The organism is Caulobacter vibrioides, assembly GCF_002310375.3.
In the GTDB taxonomy this organism is placed as follows: Bacteria; Pseudomonadota; Alphaproteobacteria; order Caulobacterales; family Caulobacteraceae; genus Caulobacter; species Caulobacter vibrioides_D.
The window spans coordinates 441,123-458,502 of record NZ_CP023315.3; the positions used below are offsets into that span (position 1 = coordinate 441,123).

The 17,380-nt window shown below is 68.0% G+C and carries 15 protein-coding genes and 1 pseudogene; 11 read left to right on the forward strand and 5 right to left on the reverse strand.

Annotated elements, in window-relative coordinates; all coding sequences use genetic code 11:
* Nucleotide 1: 1 nt before the first annotated feature.
* On the reverse strand, nucleotides 2-82 hold the full coding sequence (locus CA606_RS02140; protein ID WP_181242879.1) for a hypothetical protein: 81 nt from the start codon (nucleotides 80-82) through the stop codon (nucleotides 2-4).
* A 233-nt stretch (nucleotides 83-315) separates the two neighbouring features.
* On the opposite strand from CA606_RS02140, the gene CA606_RS02145 reads away from it, so the two are divergent.
* The 6 genes from CA606_RS02145 to CA606_RS02170 all read left to right on the forward strand — a co-directional run bounded on the left by CA606_RS02145 (nucleotide 316) and on the right by CA606_RS02170 (nucleotide 3,886).
* A complete protein-coding gene (locus CA606_RS02145) occupies nucleotides 316-786 on the forward strand; it encodes an NUDIX domain-containing protein (RefSeq protein ID WP_096052598.1) in 471 nt (156 codons plus the stop codon).
* 290 nt (nucleotides 787-1,076) lie between these two features.
* Complete coding sequence (locus tag CA606_RS02150) at nucleotides 1,077-2,516, forward strand: aldehyde dehydrogenase family protein (protein WP_096052597.1); 1,440 nt, start codon at nucleotides 1,077-1,079, stop codon at nucleotides 2,514-2,516.
* A 295-nt stretch (nucleotides 2,517-2,811) separates the two neighbouring features.
* The gene (locus CA606_RS02155; RefSeq protein WP_096052596.1) at nucleotides 2,812-3,156 is read left to right on the forward strand and encodes an endonuclease domain-containing protein; all 345 of its coding nucleotides are present in this window, start codon (nucleotides 2,812-2,814) and stop codon (nucleotides 3,154-3,156) included.
* A 68-nt stretch (nucleotides 3,157-3,224) separates the two neighbouring features.
* Nucleotides 3,225-3,401, forward strand: coding sequence for a hypothetical protein (locus tag CA606_RS02160; RefSeq protein WP_096052595.1), 177 nt, complete (start codon nucleotides 3,225-3,227; stop codon nucleotides 3,399-3,401).
* On the forward strand, nucleotides 3,401-3,583 hold the full coding sequence (locus CA606_RS02165) for a DUF3606 domain-containing protein (protein ID WP_047413801.1): 183 nt from the start codon (nucleotides 3,401-3,403) through the stop codon (nucleotides 3,581-3,583). Before CA606_RS02160 ends, CA606_RS02165 begins: the two co-directional genes overlap by 1 nt.
* A 129-nt stretch (nucleotides 3,584-3,712) precedes the next feature.
* Nucleotides 3,713-3,886, forward strand: coding sequence for a DUF3606 domain-containing protein (locus tag CA606_RS02170; protein WP_096052594.1), 174 nt, complete (start codon nucleotides 3,713-3,715; stop codon nucleotides 3,884-3,886).
* A 138-nt stretch (nucleotides 3,887-4,024) separates the two neighbouring features.
* On the opposite strand, the pseudogene CA606_RS19820 reads toward CA606_RS02170, so the two are convergent.
* Nucleotides 4,025-4,129 (reverse strand): annotated as a pseudogene (locus tag CA606_RS19820) (hypothetical protein); the annotation flags it as partial.
* On the opposite strand from CA606_RS19820, the gene CA606_RS02175 reads away from it, so the two are divergent.
* The 3 genes from CA606_RS02175 to CA606_RS02185 all read left to right on the forward strand — a co-directional run bounded on the left by CA606_RS02175 (nucleotide 4,128) and on the right by CA606_RS02185 (nucleotide 7,937).
* Entirely contained in the window at nucleotides 4,128-5,660 is a 1,533-nt protein-coding gene (locus tag CA606_RS02175) for a class I SAM-dependent methyltransferase (RefSeq protein ID WP_096052593.1), read from the forward strand. The pseudogene CA606_RS19820 and the gene CA606_RS02175 sit on opposite strands and share 2 nt — an antisense overlap.
* 45 nt (nucleotides 5,661-5,705) lie before the next feature.
* Complete coding sequence (locus CA606_RS02180; RefSeq protein ID WP_096052592.1) at nucleotides 5,706-5,981, forward strand: hypothetical protein; 276 nt, start codon at nucleotides 5,706-5,708, stop codon at nucleotides 5,979-5,981.
* A gap of 90 nt (nucleotides 5,982-6,071) precedes the next feature.
* Nucleotides 6,072-7,937 (forward strand): AMP-binding protein, encoded by a 1,866-nt coding sequence (locus CA606_RS02185; protein WP_096052591.1) that lies wholly within the window; start codon nucleotides 6,072-6,074, stop codon nucleotides 7,935-7,937.
* A 3-nt stretch (nucleotides 7,938-7,940) separates the two neighbouring features.
* Here the strand turns inward: CA606_RS02185 and CA606_RS02190 are convergent, their stop codons facing one another.
* Together CA606_RS02190 and CA606_RS02195 are read right to left on the reverse strand one after the other, a co-directional pair.
* Nucleotides 7,941-10,358 (reverse strand): M28 family metallopeptidase, encoded by a 2,418-nt coding sequence (locus CA606_RS02190; protein ID WP_096052590.1) that lies wholly within the window; start codon nucleotides 10,356-10,358, stop codon nucleotides 7,941-7,943.
* A 170-nt stretch (nucleotides 10,359-10,528) separates the two neighbouring features.
* Nucleotides 10,529-13,036: a TonB-dependent receptor gene (locus CA606_RS02195; RefSeq protein ID WP_096052589.1), complete on the reverse strand. Its 2,508-nt coding sequence runs from the start codon at nucleotides 13,034-13,036 to the stop codon at nucleotides 10,529-10,531.
* Between the two features lie 244 nt (nucleotides 13,037-13,280).
* Here CA606_RS02195 and CA606_RS02200 point away from each other — a divergent pair, with 244 nt between their 5' ends.
* Both CA606_RS02200 and CA606_RS02205 read left to right on the forward strand, forming a co-directional pair.
* Entirely contained in the window at nucleotides 13,281-14,708 is a 1,428-nt protein-coding gene (locus CA606_RS02200) for a protein adenylyltransferase SelO (protein ID WP_423752939.1), read from the forward strand.
* Nucleotides 14,709-14,821: 113 nt separating this feature from the next.
* Nucleotides 14,822-14,947 carry a hypothetical protein gene (locus CA606_RS02205; protein ID WP_096052587.1) on the forward strand — a complete coding sequence of 42 codons (126 nt, stop codon included), beginning with the start codon at nucleotides 14,822-14,824 and terminating at the stop codon, nucleotides 14,945-14,947.
* A 39-nt stretch (nucleotides 14,948-14,986) separates the two neighbouring features.
* Here the strand turns inward: CA606_RS02205 and CA606_RS02210 are convergent, their stop codons facing one another.
* Complete coding sequence (locus tag CA606_RS02210; protein WP_096052586.1) at nucleotides 14,987-17,299, reverse strand: TonB-dependent receptor; 2,313 nt, start codon at nucleotides 17,297-17,299, stop codon at nucleotides 14,987-14,989.
* Nucleotides 17,300-17,380 lie beyond the last annotated feature (81 nt).

Genomic DNA, 17,380 nt, shown 5'->3' on the forward strand with positions numbered 1-17,380 from the left:
CTTAGTCGACGCGGCCGAACTCGGTCAGGTTCAGGCCCATGACGACGGCCAGGAAGAGGGCGATGACACCGATCGCGATCATGGCGCGGCTCCGAAAGAGAAAGTGGTCGATTGGGCTTTAAAGGCGCAGGCCGCTGTTCGCAAGCACGGGCGGCTGCGTATTTCTCCCCGGTGTCATCCCGGCCGTAGCGCGAAGCGCGGAGAGTCGGGACCCAGGGGGCGCCAGAGCGCCGTGCGAGCCGCCCCTGGGTCCCGGACAGCCTCTCGCGAGGCTTCCGGGATGACACGGTGGCTGAGGCAGGATTTAACCACCCCATGCTCTGGCGTCGCCGCATCGAACCCTTCACCCGCCCGCTGGTCTATGCGTGGTTCCGTCTGGCGCGCGGTCTGACGCTGGGCGTGCGGGCCGTGGTCACCGACGCGGACGGCAAGGTCCTGCTGATCCAGCACACCTACATCAAGGGCTGGTACCTGCCCGGCGGCGGGGTCGAGCGCGGCGAGACGGCCGAGACCGCCGTCATCCGCGAGTTGGCCGAGGAGGCGGGCGTGCGCGCCCTGTCGCGGCCGCGCCTGGTTTCGGCCCACAGCAACGAGGTGCTGCATCCGGGCGACCACGTGCTGCTCTACCGCGTCGAGACCTGGGAGCCCTGTCCGTCGGACGCGGCCGGCGAGATTCATGCGGTCGGCTGGTTTGATCCCCACGACCTGCCCGACGAAACCACCCGCGCCACCCGCAAGCGCATCGCCGAGGCGCTGCACGGGGAAGAGACCGATCCGATGTGGTGAAAGTTTCCCTCTCTCTTTGAGAGAGGGAGGGACCCACGCGAAGCGTGGGAGGGTGAGAGGTAAGGGTCTCTCCTGAGAAGGCGATGCGCCAGACGTCCGCGACTTTCCGGTCAGAGTGAAACCTCTCACCCTCCCACCGCCTGCGGCGGCGGGCCCCGCCCTCTCTCAAAGAGAGAGGGATTCCTATCCACGACCCCTTCCCACCTGAACGCCGATCACATTAAATGGCTGTTTGAAACCGTCCGCCGCGTCTCCCAACTAGAGCGGACCCACAGGGCAGGAGCGAAGGCATGCGCGAGTATACGAAGTTCTATATCGACGGCGCCTGGGTCGACCCGGCCGCGCCCAAGACGCTGGACGTCATCAACCCGGCCACCGAAGAGGTCTGCGGCGTCATCTCGATGGGCTCGGAAGCCGACGTCGACAAGGCCGTCCGCGCCGCCCGCAAGGCCTTCGCCACCTTCAGCCAAACCAGCCGCGAAGAGCGCATCGACATCCTCGAGCGCATCGTCGCCGAGTACCAGAAGCGCTTCGAGGACATGGCCAAAGCCATCACCGAGGAGATGGGCGCCCCCGCGTGGCTCGCCCAGCGCGCCCAGGCCGCCATGGGCATCGGCCACGTCCAGACCGCCGCCGCGGTGCTCAAGGGCTACAAGTTCGAGGAAGACCGCGGCACGACCCGGATCGTGAAAGAGCCGATCGGCGTCTGCGCCTTCATCACGCCGTGGAACTGGCCGGTGAACCAGATCGCCTGCAAGGTGGCTCCCGCCATCGCCACGGGCTGCACCATGGTGCTGAAGCCCTCGGAAATCGCGCCCTTCAGCGGCTATATCTGGACCGAGATCCTGCACGCCGCCGGCGTTCCAGCCGGGGTGTTCAACCTGGTCAACGGCGATGGCCCCACGGTCGGCGCGGCGCTGTCCAGCCATCCGGAAGTCGACATGGTCTCGTTCACCGGCTCGACCCGGGCGGGCATCGAGGTGGCCAAGAACGCCGCCCCAACCGTCAAGCGCGTCCACCAGGAGCTGGGCGGCAAGAGCCCCAACATCATCCTCGACGACGCTGATTTCCAGCGCGCGGTCGGCGGCGGGATCGCCTCGGTGATGATGAACTCGGGCCAGTCCTGCAACGCCCCCACCCGCATGCTGGTGCCGGGCGCGCGCATGGACGAGGTGATCGCCATCGCCAAGGCGGCCGCCGAGGCCCACACGGTCGGCGACCCGAACGGCAATCACAAGATGGGCCCGGTGGTCTCCGAGACCCAGTGGAACAAGATCCAGGGCCTGATCCAGAAGGGCATCGACGAGGGCGCCACCCTGGTCACCGGCGGCGTGGGCCGTCCGGAGGGCCTGGACAAGGGCTACTACGTCAAGCCGACCGTCTTCGCCAATGTCACCAACGAGATGACCATCGCCAAGGAAGAGATCTTCGGCCCGGTCGTCTCGATCCTGGGCTACGACACGGTGGATGAAGCTGTCACCGTCGGCAACGACACCGAGTACGGCCTGGCGGCCTATGTCTCGGGCGGCGATCCCGAAGCGGTCCGCAAGGTGGCCAGCAAGCTGCGCGCCGGCCAGGTGAACCTGAACGGCGCCAGCCCCGACATGATGGCCCCGTTCGGCGGCTACAAGATGAGCGGCAACGGCCGCGAATGGGGCGACCACGCGTTCGGCGAGTTCCTGGAGACGAAGGCGATCCTCGGCTACTCGGCGAAGGTGGCGGCGGAGTAGGGGTTGCGGCTTCTGCTGAGTTAGACGGAGAGGGCGGGGCCGCGAGGCTCCGCCCTTCTTGTTTTCGCCAACACCTCCCTCTCCCATGGGGAGAGGGCCGGGGAGAGGGGGTAAGCCGTCCGCCGGAGCGCCGGCAGGGCTTTGAAACCCCTCTCCCGACCGCTTCGCGGCCACCCTCTCCCTCTGGGAGAGGGATTCGCGTCGCCCGCCCCCTCCCGCCGGGAGAGGGATCGAAGATGAGAAATCCCGATTCCTGTTGTTGAATGCGTCCAAGGGTTGAGCCCATCCTCCCGCCATGGACGCCACCTCTAACGCTCGCCGCCTGCGGCAATCCCAGACCCTGGCTGAGAAGACCCTGTGGGGCCTGGTCCGGGCGCACCGGCTGGGCGGGTTCAAGTTCCGGCGGCAAGTTCCGATCGGCGGCTATTTCGCGGACTTCGTCTGTGAGCAGGCCCGGCTGATCGTCGAACTGGACGGCGCGGCGCATGAGGGGCGGGAGGACTATGACGCCCGTCGCACCGAGGCGCTCGAGCGGTTCGGCTACGGGGTGCTGAGGTTTCGCAACGAACGGGTGCTGGCCGATCCTGGCGGGACGGCGGACGACATTCTGGCGGCGCTGCGGGACGCGCGGGGCGGGTGAAACCCCTCTCCCGACCGCTTCGCGGCCACCCTCTCCCTCTGGGAGAGGGATTCGCGTAAGCTGTTCTCATGACCGCCGTCCCGCCCCCCGAAGCCCCCCTTGACGAGACTCCGATCCAGCGCGCTCTGCGCCTTAAACAGGCGGCGCTCGACGCGCGGCCCAAGCCGCCGCGGGGCGGGAAGTTTCAGCGGCAGCAGGCCGCCGGCATCGCGGCGGGAAACTCCAAACCGTGGATGACCCGATAATGGCCGGCCTGAAAGACAAGCGCGGCTTCATCGACAAGGACCGCCTGGACCTCTCCGAGCGCCAGGCCGTCGAGTACTGGATGAAGCGCTGGGGCGTGACCCGCGACCAGATCACCGCCGCCCACCGTAAGGTCGGGCGCATGACCAAGGACATCGCCGCGGAGCTGGGCAAGAAGCGGTAGCGGTGGGCTGCGCCCGATTTCATTCTTGGTTCTAGCGCGAAATCCTCTCCCCAGGGGAGAACAGGGCGCGCGCGCGGACGGAACCATCTCCGCGCCTGTCGGCTTGGACTCCGGGAAGAGGAGACCGCCATGGCCGACGACCATCCCATCCCCGCGCCCGCCCGGATCGACGTCCAGGAGCCCGAGGCCGTGCGCTACTGGACCGACGTGCTGCAGGTGACCGAAGAGGCTCTGAACGAAGCCGTCGACCGGGCCGGGGCGAACCTTGATGCGGTGCGCGCCTATATCGGCGAGCACGGCTGAGCGTCCCCACTGAACTTCAGAGGCCAGCCGCGTGAGGTCGATGAAACGCGCGCCCCTCCCCTCGATGGGGAGGGGTAGGGGTGGGGTGATCGCGGCGTCAGAAGCCTAGCGCCGCCGCCATCTCCGCAGTCACCCCATCCCCGGCCCTTCCCCATCAAGGGGAAGGGAGAAACCCGGAGCGCGCCCCTTGCCCCCGCCGCTGGCCCGGCCCACCGTTCGCAAACGACTCGGGGGAGCACACATGAACGAGGACTGGAGCGCCGGCTATGTGGTCGAGACCGGCTACACCTATGGCTGCTATCCCGAGCTGAACCCGGTGCGGGCGGCCCTGCCGCTGCTGACCAAGGGGCTGCGGGCCCCGAAGATCGAAACCGCCTGCGAACTGGGCTTTGGCCAGGGCTGTTCGGCGGCGGTGCATGCGGCGACGCAGCCCGACATCGAGTGGTGGGGCTGCGACTTCGCCCCGGCCCAGGCGGTGTTCGCCCGCGACCTGGTGGCCGCCAGCGGCGCCAAGGCCAATTTCTTCGACGACGCCTTTGACGAGTTCGCCGCGCGGCCGGGTCTGCCGGAGTTCGACTTCGTGGCGCTGCACGGGGTGTGGAGCTGGGTCAATGACGACGCGCGCGACAAGATCGTCGCCTTCCTGCGCCGGCGGCTCAAGCCCGGGGGCCTCGTCTATATCTCCTACAACACCCAGCCGGGCTGGGCCCTGGCCGGGCCGCTGCGCCACCTGATGAAGCGTCACGCCGAGACGCTGGGCGCGCCGGGTCTTGGCCCCGCCGCCAACCTGGACGCGGCCCTGTCGACCATGAAGCGGTTCTTTGACCTGGATCCCGTCTATTCGCGGATCAATTCGGGCGTGACCGACCGGCTGGCGGCGGTGATGCGCCAGGACCGCGCCTATCTGGTCCACGAATACATGAACCGTGATTGGGTCCCGATGTGGTTCGCCGAGGTCGAGGCGCGGCTGTCCTCGGCCAAGCTGTCGTTCGCCGCCTCGGCCTATGCGTCCGACCATGTGGACGAGCTGAACCTGTCGCCCGACATGATCGGCTTCCTGCGCGAGCTGCCCGACCCGTCGCTGCGCGAGACCTTCCGCGACTTTGCGGTGCAGGCCCAGTTCCGCCGGGACTACTGGCTGCGCGGGGCCTCAGCCCTGGCCGCCGCCGACCAGCGCCGGGCGATCCGCGACCAGCGCGTGGCCCTGGCCCGTCCGGCGGCGGAATGGCCCGATAAGGCGCGCGGGACCTATGCAGAGATGGTCATGGGCGGTCCGGCCCACGAGGCGATCCGCGATCTTCTGGCCGACGGCCAGCCTCGGACGATCGGCGATATCGAGGCGGCCATGCCGGAAGGTTCGACCCTGCCGCAGCTGACCACGGCCCTGATCCTCTTGATGAGCCAGGGCGCGGTGCAACCGGCCCAGTCGGCGCAGGCGACGGCGCGCGCGACGGGGACCGCCCGGGCCCTGAACCGCGAGCTGGCGCGACGCGCGGCCGAGGCGACGGATCTGGGCTTCCTGGCGGCGCCGGCGACCGGCGGCTCGGTGGGCGCCTCGCGCTTCCATCAGATGTTCTGGCTGGCCCTGCAGGAGGGCGGCGGCCCGCGCGAATGGGCGAGCTTCGCCGCCGACCGCCTGGCCCAGCAGGGCCAAGCCCTGGTGGTCGACGGCGCGCCGCTGGGCGGGGAAGCGGCGATCGCGGCCCTGCACGGCCAGGCCGTCGGCTTCGCCGACACGGTGCTGCCGTGCTGGCGAGGTCTGGGGATCGCGTGATCACTACTCGCCCCCTCGGACAAAGCGCCGCATGGCGCAGTCTGGGTGGCGACTGTCATCGTTGTCGTGATCTCCTCTGAGTCGGGGACGCAAGCGCGAGGGACCGACATGGCGGGTCTGGACGTGGGTGGCGTTGAACTGCACTTCACCTGCCCGCACTGCGGCGGACAGGCGCCGGCCCGCATCGAAGCGGTGCGAATGCTGCCGGTCATCGACTGCGACTGTGGCGCGCGGTTCGGCGTCGACCTCGTGGCCTTCGCCGCCCAGGTCACCGCCGCCGAGACCGCAGCCCGCGCAGCGCGACGACGACCGCGCGCCTGAAGCGCGATTTCTGAACATCAACCTTGCCGCGCGGCGGGGTTCAGCTAACGTCACTCCCAACAGAACAATGATAACCTAGGGAGTGAGACCATGACGCCACCCGATGGCGCGTCGCCTCCGCGCGACGTCTCCAGCGCTCCGTTCAAGCCGCTGGCCATGAAAGGTCCGGAAGTATCGGTCGACCGGCGGCCGGACGGCTCGATCGTCATCACCTCCAACCATGCGCCGGGCGAAGGGCCGCGCTCGATCGCCCACCTGATCGCCGCCAAGGCCGCCGAACATCCCGACCGGCCTTACCTGAAGCAGCGCGAACCGAACCACGGTCCCTGGCGCGGCGTCACCTATGGCGAGGCGCATCGCGCGGTCGAGGGCATCGCCCAGTGGCTGATCGATCAGAAGCTCCAGCCCCACGACAGTGTCATGATCCTGTCGGGCAATTCGATCGAGCACGCCCTGATGACGCTGGGCGCCTACACGGCCGGAGTTCCGGCGGCGCCGATCAGCCCGGCCTACAGCCTGATCTCGACCGACCACGCCAAGCTCAAGCACTGCTTTGAGAAGGTCGCGCCGCGCGTCGTCTTCGCCCAGAGCGGGGCGATGTTCGCCGGGGCCCTGGCCACCCTCAAGGCCCTGGACCCCAGCCTCCTGGTGATCACCGCCGACGGGGCCGGCGAGGGGGCGCTCGCCTTCGCAAAGGTCGCCGCGACCGCGCCGACCGCCGCCGTGGGCTCGACCCGCGAGGCCGTCGGCCCTGAAACGGTGGCCAAGTATCTCTTCACCTCGGGCTCGACGGGTCTGCCCAAGGCGGTGCCCCAGACCCACGGCATGATGGCGGGCGTGATCGCCGGCCAGGAAGGGCTGCGCACCGACGTTCCCACCGAGGAGGTTCCCCAGAGCCTGGAATGGATGCCCTGGAGCCACATCTCGGCGGGCAATATCGGCTTCAACGCCGTGATCTGGAGCGGCGGCACCTTGCATATCGACGAGGGCAAGCCGCTGCCGGGCATGTTCGAGACCACGATCAAGAACCTCTATGAGGTCTCGCCGATCGTGTTCGGCTCGGCTCCGATCGCGTTCTCGATGCTGGCCGAGGCGATGGAGAACGATCCTGTGCTGCGGCGCTCGTTCTTCAAGAACCTGCGCTACATGGGTTATGGCGGCGCCACTCTGAGCAATGACGTCTATGAGCGCATCCAGGCCCTGGCCGTGGCCGAGACCGGGCATCGCATCCCGCTGACCACCATGTACGGGGCGACCGAAACGCAAGGCATCACCGTCACCCACTGGATCACCGAGCGGGTCGGGCTGGTGGGCCTGCCGCTGCCGGGCATCCAGCTAAAGCTGGCGCCCAGCGGGTCGAAGTACGAGGTCCGCGTGAAGGGGCCGACCGTGGCGGCCGGCTATCACAAGGACCCCGAGCGAACGGCGGCGGCCTTCGACGAGGAGGGCTTCTACAAGCTGGGCGACGCGGCGCGGTTCGTCGATCCGGAGGACCCGGCCAAGGGTCTCGTCTTCGACGGTCGGGTGACCGAAGACTTCAAGCTCGACAGCGGCACCTGGGTCAGCGTCGGGGTGCTGCGGCCCGATCTGGTGGCCGCCTGCAGCCCCTACATCCACGACGCGGTGATCACCGGCCAGGACAAGGCCTTCATCGGGGCGATGCTCTGGCCTTCGCCCGCGGGGCTGGCGGCCCTGGTGGCCGATCCTGGGCCCGGAACGCCGCTGGAGAAGCTGGTGGCGATCCTCAAGGACCGTCTGGCGGCTTTCAACGCCTCGGCCGGCGGTTCCTCGCGGAGGGTGGCGCGTTTCACCATCCTGACCGATCCGCCGTCGATCGACGCGGGCGAGATCACCGACAAGGGCTACGTCAACCAGCGCTGCGCCCTGGAGCGCCGCGCCGACCGCGTCGAGGCGCTCCACGCCAAGACGCCGGGCGAGGGGATCTTCACGGTCTAGCGATCACCAGGACAGGCCGGCGCGCACCAGCACGGCGGTCTTGTCCGACATGCCAAAGGCCATCAGGTCAGCAGGCTTGGGCGGCGGGGTCTTGGCCAGGGCGGGCCAGCCGTCGTGGTGCTCCAGCGCGGCGACCTCGACCTGTCCGGGGCCGGCGGTCGTGAAGCTCAGCGTGATCCCGTTCGGATCGGGCGCATGATAGGTCAAGCTCGACCACGCGCCGGCCTTGGTCGCTAGGGTGATCGGCCGGCCGTTCAGGCGCGGCTGGCTGAGCGGCGTGCTCGGCCGCAGACGCAGGCTCACCACCTCGGCGCCTGGCGCGGGGATCAGGCGGATCAGCAGGCGGTCTTCGGCCCGGTCGACGGTCAGCTGCGGGCTGGCGACCGGAACGGCGCGGGTCTCCGACATCCAGACCGGTTCCCGCCAGAACGGCGCCAGGGTCTGCTGGCGGGGCGCGGACCCGCCGTCGTCCGGCAGGGCGGCGCGGGTCCAGGCGTCCAGCTGCGTCAGACCCGCCACGCGCCAGGCCTTGCCGGTGGACAGATCGGCGACGTGCAGGGCCTGGGTGATCGCAGGACGCGAAGGCTCACCGCCGAGACGCGCCGCGTTGGCGGTGAGCGCCACGCCGACCAGGGCCATGATCCCGGCGGCGCGCCAGGCCCAACGGGTCGCGGCGAAATCGTGGGCCAGCGGCGAGAGGGCCGGCGCGGCCAGCATGGCGAACAGCGCCAGCACGGCCGGCTCCATCAGGCCCACGCCGGCGAAGGTCCAGGCGCCCCAGGCGGCCAGCTGGGCGGTTGACAGGATCGCCAGCAGGCCGACGACGGTGGTCAAGGCCATGGCGACCCGCTTGTCCCGGGTCCCACCGATTCCGATGACCAGCGCCGCGCCGACTGCGGCGACCAGCAGCGGCCAAGTCAGCATCACCGTCGCGCCCGGCGCCAGGACCTGGGCGGCGATCGCCAGCAGCAGCACCACGATCATGCCGCCGATCCACGCGCCCAGCACCTCGGTGCGGAAGCCCAGCGCCAAGGCGGCCAGAACGCAGGCCGCCAGCCCCAGACCAAGGCCGATCGGATCGAAACCACCGACCAGGCTGCAGGCGCCGCCCAGAACCAGCGCAGCGACGCACGGAATGATCCGCCGGGCGCCCCGCGCCTGAGCGGTGGCGACGCCCAGCCCCGTCGCCGCCGCCAGCAGGCCCGCGCCCCACAGAAGAAAGTCGAAGCGGGTCAGCAGTCCGTAGTACCGCTGGACGCCGTCGATCATCAGCAGTCGGCCGACCAGATGCAGCACCAGGCCCGCGCTGGCGGCGGTCAGCAGCAGGCCGGCCGCGCCCCGCGCGAGCTCCCAGCCGGTCGCGCCACGTCCGGCCAGCGCGCGCCAGGCCGAGAAGGCCACCAGGGCGGCGGCGATCGCCAGCAGCACCCAACCGCCCACCGGCGGGTAGCTGATCAGGAACAGGCCCAGGACATCGGAATAGATGGCGTTCCGCGCCTTGGCGGGCAGGGACGGCGCGTTCGCCAGCGCTCGAACCGTCGGCAGCACTTGGTCGCCCATGTGCTGCAGGCTGCCGCGTTGCAGATGGTCCGGCCGAGCCAGCGGCGTGTGATAGGCCAGTTGGTTGTCGATGAAGGCCAGGTTCAGTCCGGGCAGCCCCTTGTTCACCGCATGAGTGAAATCGGTGTCGTTGGGCATCTTTTCGTAGACGGTCGAAGCCATCGAGTTGGCCGACGGTACCTTGGCCTCGCGGGCGAAGACGCCGATGAGCGCGCCGTTGCCGGGGCCGGTCTGGAACATCGCTGCGCGACCGGCGTCGCCGCGCGCCTCCATGTTCACCACCAGACCGACCCGCGAGAGGCTCGGATCGCGCGCGAAGAAGGCGTCGGCGCCCAGCAGGCCCGCCTCTTCGGCGTCCGTGAACAGGAAGATCACGTCCCGGGCGTGCGGCCCGCTGGCCTTCAGGGCGCGGGCGATCTCCAGGGCGGCGGCGGTTCCCGACGCATCGTCCGCCGCGCCGGGCGAATTGTGCACCGAGTCATAGTGGCTCATCACCAGGATGGCCGGCAGGCTTCGATCTTTGCCCGGCAGCACGCCGACCAGATTCTGCACCGCGGCGGCGCTCAGCGCGCGGCCGTCCTTGCCCTGCTCAGAGAACCCCTCGCCGGGGCGGACCGACACCTCAAGCCGTAGCGCGTTGATCCGCGCCAGCAGGTGATCGCGAACCCTGACGATCTCCGCCGAGCCGGTGGGGTGGGGCCTCTGGGCGATCGCCGCGACATCGGCCATGGCGCGATCCGCCGAGAACGCGGTCGCAGGGGCGCTGACCGGAACGGGCGCGGGCGGGCGCTGGCTCAGCGCGCCGAGGGCCAGCCCCAGCGCGAGACAGATCCAAAATCCGAGGAAGCGAATGGTCTTCATCGGCGTGCCTCCGGGCTCGAAAGCGAATCCCCACAGGCATGCTGCGGCGAGACGCGGCGATCCGAAACCCCTCCGGACAAGGAAAAAGGGCGACCCGCCAAGCGGATCGCCCTTCCCTCTTCCGAAAGCCGGCGGCGCGGCTGGCGCCGCCGGTCCCCCTCCCGGCAGAACTAGAACTTCGAGCGCAGGGTCACGCCGTAGGTGCGCGGGGCGCCCAGGAACGCATTGTACGTGATGGTGTCCAGCGCCGGATTATAGGTCTTCTGGGTGGCGCTGAGACCCGAACCGCCTTGCAGCGGGCCGTTGAAGGCCACCTGCATGTACTTCTCGTTCAGCAGGTTCTGACCCCAGAGTTCGACGGTCCAACGATCGTCGTCGCGACCCAGGGCCACGCGGCCGTTGACCACCGTATAGGCCTTCTGGACCTTCGGCGGGAACAGGTCGGAGCCCGTATTGTATTCCGACGAGTACTTCGCGCCGATGTTGAAGCGAGCCTTCAGGTTGTCGCCGACCGGGGTCTCATAGGTCACCGAAGCCGAGCCAGAGTACTTGGGCGCCAACGACAGGTTGCTGCCCGGCAGAAGCGCCAGGGCGTTGCCCGGATCGTTGGGGATCGGCTGCTTGCCATACTTGGTGTCGGCGTAGGTGAAGCCGCTCTGGACGACCAGGCCGCGCACCGGGGTGAACCACATGAAGTCCGCGTCGACGCCCTTCGACGTGACCTCGGGGATCGAGCGCACGACGAACGAGGTGCCCAGGAACGTGTTCAGCTGGAAGTCCGTGAACTTCTGCTGGAAGAGGCTGACGTTGAACAGGACGGTCCGGTTGAAGAGGGTGTTCTTCATACCCAGCTCGTAGCTGTCCACAAACTCGGCCGGGAACGACGTGTCGAAGATCGGGGTCACGCCGGCGCCGCCCGACGGCAGGCCATTCGACGACTGGGTGCGATCGAGGTTGAAGCCGCCGCCCTTATAGCCGCGCGCGAACGAGGCGTAGGTGAAGACCTCCGGCGAGAAGCGGTACGACGCCTTGATGGTGCCGCTCCACTCCTTGTCCGTACGCTCCTGGTTCGTGCCGCGTCCGTTGAACTGCGGGTTGGCCCAGGGCAGGCAAAGGTTGCCGATGATCGTACCCGCGGCCGCGCCGACGATGCTCGCGATGCGGGCCTGGCCGGCGGCCGACAGGGCCGTGCCGCAGCCGACGCCGCCATCGCTGTTGGTTTGGAACGTAGCGAGTTCCTTTTTCTCGGCCGTGTAGCGCAGGCCCGCCGTGATCTCGAACGCGTCCGTCACGTGCCACGTGTCGTTCGTAAACAGAGCAACGGTGGTGGCGCGTTGATTGTACCGGTCGTAGAGGCCCTGGCCCGGCGTGAATGAGGTGTTCGGCGCGCGGTTCAGGAGGAGTGCGATAAAGTTCGGAACCCCGCCCGGCGCGACCGTGCCCGACAGGAGGCGACCCAGATACTGTTCGTACTGGTTGCCGAACAGGAAGTTAGCCCGGTTCTCAAGACGCTCGTCGGCCAGGAACGCGCCGAACATCCAGTCGAACTTGTCCGACTTGCCGGCCAGCCGCAGTTCCTGGCTGTAGGTCGTGAACTGCGAGTAGTTCGTCCCGTCCTTATTGCGATAGGTGATGTCGGCGGTGGTGAAGTCGCCGTCCTGGCCGTTGTCGGTGCGCCATTGGCGAATGGCCGAGATGCTGGTCAGGGAGCCGATCGGCAGATCAATGTCGCCTTGCAGCGAGACGCCCTTGTCCTCGATCTTGGCGGGCGCGCCGCGGTTCGAGTAGGCGACGCGATCAAACGGATTGGCGGTCGGGGCCAGGGCGGTCCCGCCCGAAACAGCGCCCAGGATACCAGCCGTCGGACCCGTGCGGATCTGCACCGCGCCGCAGCAGTTTTCGTCGCGGCGGCTGTAGTCGGCGATGACGCGGAAGGTCGCTTGATCATCGGGAACGAACAGCAGCTGGCCGCGCACCGTGTAGAAGTTCTGGTCCGCGTCCTGCTTGCGCTGGGAGGGACCGTTGCCAACGATCACGTCGTTGTAGCCGTCACGCTCGCGCGCGGCGACATACAGGCGTCCCGCCAACTTGTCGCCCATCAGCGGGCCCGTCACCGAGCCGGACACGCCTTTGGCGTTGTAGTTGCCCAGCGTCACTTCAGCGTTCGCGCCGAAGCCGAACTCGGGCTCCTTGGTGACGACGTTGATGACGCCCGCCGAGGTGTTCTTGCCGAACAGGGTGCCCTGCGGGCCCTTCAGCACTTCGATGCGTTCCATTTCGCCCAGGTCGCCGAAGCCGACGCCGTTACGGGGGCGATAGACGCCGTCGATGACCACGCCGACCGAGCTTTCCAGGCCGGGGTTATCGCCGACGGTGCCGACACCGCGGACGCGCGCGGTGGTCGAGGCTTCTGACGAGGTCGAGGTGACCGTCAGGCCGGGCGTCAGGATCGTCAGATCCTTGATGTCCCGCACGCCCGTGTCCTGCAGCAGCTTGGCGCCGACGGCGGTGACCACCACCGGAACGTCCTGCAGGTTTTGTTCCCGCTTCTGGGCGGTGACGATAATGCTATCGACGGTTTGGGCGTCGCTCGTTTGAGCCTGCGCGGCGCTCGTGGCGCCAAGACCGGCGAGGACAACAGCGGACGCAGTGCCGCAAAGCACCTGGGAAAAGCGCATTTCCTACCTCGGTTCGTTGGCCGAAAGCGCTTGCCCGCCTCCGGCTTGTTTTTCGTTGGTCCGTCGAACGACTGTTCGAATGGATAGCCAAGGGTTAGGCGCCATCCCTGGCGTCGGCAAGTGAAATCCCTTGTGGCGAAGGGTTCCAAGGGGCGCTGTTGCCGGGAAGCGACAGCGTTCGAGCGCCGTCATCGATATTCGAAAGGGGCTTGCGCCGCGCGAGCGACAGACTCATGTGGCGTGCATGAGTCTGTCGCCCGTCTACCGTCCCGATCCGCGTTTCCAGGCCTTGAGCGAGGCGTTCGCCGATCGGGTTGCGCCGGCGGACTTCCCCGAGACGCGCCTACGCTTCCGAAACGACCGGGCGGCGGCCTCGGTGGGGTTGGAGGCGCTGAGCGATGACGAGTGGCTGCGGCACTTTGGCCGCTTCCAGCCCTTGCCGGACAACCAGCCCCACCCCTTGGCTATGCGCTACCACGGGCATCAGTTTCGCGTTTACAATCCTGACCTGGGCGACGGGCGCGGCTTTCTGTTCGGCCAGTTGCGCGAGGCCGGGACCGATCGCCTTCTGGACCTCGCCACCAAGGGCTCCGGCCAGACCCCTTGGTCCCGGGCGGGCGACGGTCGGCTGACCTTGAAGGGTGGGGTTCGCGAGATCCTCGCCGCGAGCTTTCTCGAGGCGCTGGGCGTGCCGACCTCAAGAGCCTTCTCCCTGGTGGAGACGGGCGAGGCCTTGACCCGGGGCGACGAGCCCAGCCCCACGCGGTCGGCGGTGCTGACCCGCCTCTCGCACAGCCATATCCGCTTCGGGACCTTTCAGCGCCTCGCCTATCTCGAGCGCCGAGACCTGATGGTTCAGCTGGTCGACCATGTCGTCGAGATCTATTTTCCCGGCCTTGCCGACGAGCCCGATCGCCCCGCCGTCCTGATGCGGGCGGTGGTCGAGGCGAGCGCGCGGCTGCTGGCGCGCTGGATGTCGGCGGGCTTCGTGCACGGGGTTCTGAACACGGACAATATGGTGGTCACGGGCGAGAGCTTTGACTACGGCCCTTGGCGGTTCCTGCCGCAGAACGACCCGAACTTCGTCGCCGCCTACTTCGACCATTCGGGGCTTTACAGCTTTGGACGCCAGCCCGAGGCGGTCTTCTGGAACCTGCAGCAGTTGGCCGGATGCCTGAGCCTGGTGACGGACCAGGCGGGTCTGCTGGACGCACTGAACAGCTTTTCGGACCTTTACCGTGCGGCGTTGCGCGGTGCGATGCTGGACCGCTTGGGCCTGAAGAGCCAAGGTGCGGCGGCTGACACGACGCTGGTCAACGCCGCCTTCCGCGCCTTGGCGGATGGCGGTGAGGCGCTGCGCTGGGAGCCTTTCTTCTTCGATTGGTTCGGCGGCGAGGCGTCGGCGGCGCGGGCGCTTCAAGGGCCGCGCGCACAGCTCTATGGGAGCGAAGCGTTCATCGCGCTGCGTGGAAGGTTCGCGGACTTTGAGCCCGATCGCCCCGAGCGACTGACGCATTCGGTCTTCGAACACCAAGAGCCCGAGGAGATGATCATCGACGAGGTTGAGGCGCTTTGGGCGCCGATCGCGCAGGCGGATGATTGGGCCCCTCTGCACGCCAAGCTCGCGAGGATCGAAGCGGTGAGACAGGCTTACGCGCTCGGGCGACGATAGGCCGGGAGCCGGACCCGGAACTTTTTTCGTTCGAGAGCGGAACAACCGTCAAGGTTCCGTCTTACAACTGCGGCACACTGCAACCAGACGAACGCCGCGTGGAGACTCACCCGATGCGCATCTTCCAACCCATCATGCTGGTTTGCGCCGTAGCCATGTCGTTTGTCGGCGCCCTGGGGATCCCAGGCTGCGCGCGGGCGATCGGCGAGTGCCTCCGCGATCGTCCGGAGCCGGTCTAAGCGCCAGCCTGCGGGCGTTGGGGTGTTGCACAAACGCCCTTAGAAGTCCGCCGTTAGGCTGAGGCTCCAGGTGCGAGGTCGTTGAGGCGTCACCTGGCGAACCTGGCCGAAGCTGAAGGGATTGCCATAGGCGAAGGTGTCGCTGGAGCTGTTCCACGGATTGCTGACGAACAGCGCGGCTCGCCATCCGCCGGTCAACACCTGCGCCGATAGCCTGCCGGTGTAGTAGCCCCCCATGGAGGGCGAGTATCTCGGGTCGAAGGTCAGTTGCGACTTGCCGACATAGCCCGTCTCGGCGGTCAGCATGAGCAAGGCCCAGGGTGTCAGCGATTTTTGGTAGACGGCCAGGCCGCCAAACGACACGTCCGGCACGCCCGGCAGCCGCGCAGTGTCGGTAATTCCATAGCCCGGTTCGATGCGGGTCAGCTTCGGCTTGTTGAACAGGGCGTTGCCGCTGATCGCGAGGCGCGGCGTGATCCGCCATGAGGCTTCGACCTCGACGCCGCGATTGCGTCCATCGCCAATGTTGGCGGTGTAGGATAGGCCGGACCCGAAATACTGATCGGTCTGGATATCGCGCCAATCCACGACGAAAAGCGCCGTCCGGATGTTCACGCGGCCGCCCAATGGATTGAGCGACAGGCCCACCTCGTAGTTCCGCAAATGGTCGGGGTGGAACATCCGACGCGACTCGCTGGGCTTCAGAAGGCCGCCGGAATTGAAGCCGCCAGCCCGATATCCTTCGGAGGTCAGGACGTAGATCAGTCCGCCGTCGGGGAGGTCCCGCTGCAGGGAAAGCTTTGGAGAGAAGCCGCTAAAGGAGGCCTCTTCATCCAGATCGCGTGACTGCCCAGGCGAGGGTACGAGTACGGCGGAGCGGGTGTGCGCCGTCGTGTTGAATACGCGACCGCCGAGCGCGGCCTTCCAGCCTGCGCCGAGGTCGAGCGTGGCTTCGCCGTAGAGCGCGGACTCGTTCAGTCGATCCTTGCGATCCTCGTTGTAGAGGCCCAGGGACATCCCGCCCGCCCGCGCGCGCAACTCCGACGCGCTATCCTCGATCGTGGTTGAGATGAACGCGCCCAGCATCCAGCGAAGCCGGCCGATCGCGGGGCCGGTGTAGAGCAGGTCTTCGACCACCATCTGAAGTCGCGCGCTCTCATCGTAGAGCCCCAGCTCCAAGGCCCCTTCCGAGAACTGGCTGAGGGAGAGGGTGGCGTCGTAGCGGCTGGCGTAGCGGTGGCTGATATAGCCCGTAACCGACTCGAAGGCGCCCCAATCGCCCGAGCCGCCGATCTTCAGAGAGGCTTGCCCCAGGCGGTTGCGGTGGGTTTCCCGGACCTGGTTCGCGCGGCGTGGCCCCCCTGCGGCGAGCGTGACATATTGGGTGTCTTTCGAGGACACGCTTTGCCGCGCGACGCCCAGCTTGATCCGCCAGTCGCCGTGATCCCATCGCCAGGCCGCGCGAGCGCCCCGCCGCGTGGTCTTGTCGACATTCGAGAGGCGTAGGTTGACGTCGTCGAGATAGCCGCCGTCCTTGTCGCTGTAGACGACGATCCTGCCGGCCGAGGCGCTGCTGGTCGGCACGTTGATCACGCCCTCGAAATGATAGCTGGGCGAGCCCGACTCGGTGCTCGCGGCGGCAGCGCCCGCCGACGCCGAGAACACGTTGAGCTCAGGAGAGCGGGTGACGATGCGGTAGATCCCGCTCAGCGATCCGCCCCCATAGAGCGCGCCTTGCGGACCGCGTAGGATTTCGACGCGGTCGACGTCGATCAGCCGCAGGTCAGGGTCGGGGGCGTTGTAGTTGACCGGAACATCGTCGAGATAGGTTCCGACGGTCGACTGGGTCCGTCCTGTGAACGTTCCATCCGACAGCCCTCGAAGCAGGATCTTGTTCCGGGCCGCCCCGAGGTTGGTCGTGATGAACCCGGCGGTTTGCCGCGCTACGGCTCCGGTGTCGCCCGCGCCCGAATCTCGCAGCCGCTCTGATCCGATGACACTGACGCCGCCGGGAAGGCTGCCAAGCCGCAGCGGTCGCTTGCCGGCGCTGACGGTCAGAGGCGCAAGCCAGGCCACCGCCTCGGCGCCCGATCGCGTCGCGACTGACGCCCGCAGTTGAGGGGGCGCTGTCGGCGGGCGTGGCGAGAACCTCACCGTTCGCGGGTCGACAAAGCTGTAGACGCAGCTCGTTGACTCTACGGCGCGGTCCAGCGCTTCACGTAGCCCGAACGTTCCGATCAGCGGACGGGCGGGCCCATTGCAGGCCTCGACTCCGCCGACGCTGACACCCATGCGCAGGCCCAGTTCGATCAGGGTTTCAGGGGCGGTGGCCTTGCGAATATCCAGGCGCACGCGGGCTTCCTCGGCGACCGCAGAGGTGTGTACGCCCAGACCCAGAGCGGTGGCGGCGAAAAGGAAGCGGGCGCGTCTCAG

Coding starts and splice junctions, on each gene's coding strand:
- CA606_RS02185 (WP_096052591.1), top strand. CDS start 6,072: ATGACGCCACCCGATGGCGCGTCGCCTCCGCGCGACGTCTCCAGCGCT.
- CA606_RS02150 (WP_096052597.1), top strand. CDS start 1,077: ATGCGCGAGTATACGAAGTTCTATATCGACGGCGCCTGGGTCGACCCG.
- CA606_RS02165 (WP_047413801.1), top strand. CDS start 3,401: ATGGCCGGCCTGAAAGACAAGCGCGGCTTCATCGACAAGGACCGCCTG.
- CA606_RS02190 (WP_096052590.1), bottom strand. CDS start 10,358: ATGAAGACCATTCGCTTCCTCGGATTTTGGATCTGTCTCGCGCTGGGG.
- CA606_RS02170 (WP_096052594.1), top strand. CDS start 3,713: ATGGCCGACGACCATCCCATCCCCGCGCCCGCCCGGATCGACGTCCAG.
- CA606_RS02205 (WP_096052587.1), top strand. CDS start 14,822: ATGCGCATCTTCCAACCCATCATGCTGGTTTGCGCCGTAGCCATGTCG.
- CA606_RS02145 (WP_096052598.1), top strand. CDS start 316: ATGCTCTGGCGTCGCCGCATCGAACCCTTCACCCGCCCGCTGGTCTAT.
- CA606_RS02140 (WP_181242879.1), bottom strand. CDS start 82: ATGATCGCGATCGGTGTCATCGCCCTCTTCCTGGCCGTCGTCATGGGC.
- CA606_RS02195 (WP_096052589.1), bottom strand. CDS start 13,036: ATGCGCTTTTCCCAGGTGCTTTGCGGCACTGCGTCCGCTGTTGTCCTC.
- CA606_RS02200 (WP_423752939.1), top strand. CDS start 13,281: ATGAGTCTGTCGCCCGTCTACCGTCCCGATCCGCGTTTCCAGGCCTTG.
- CA606_RS02160 (WP_096052595.1), top strand. CDS start 3,225: ATGACCGCCGTCCCGCCCCCCGAAGCCCCCCTTGACGAGACTCCGATC.
- CA606_RS02155 (WP_096052596.1), top strand. CDS start 2,812: ATGGACGCCACCTCTAACGCTCGCCGCCTGCGGCAATCCCAGACCCTG.
- CA606_RS02175 (WP_096052593.1), top strand. CDS start 4,128: ATGAACGAGGACTGGAGCGCCGGCTATGTGGTCGAGACCGGCTACACC.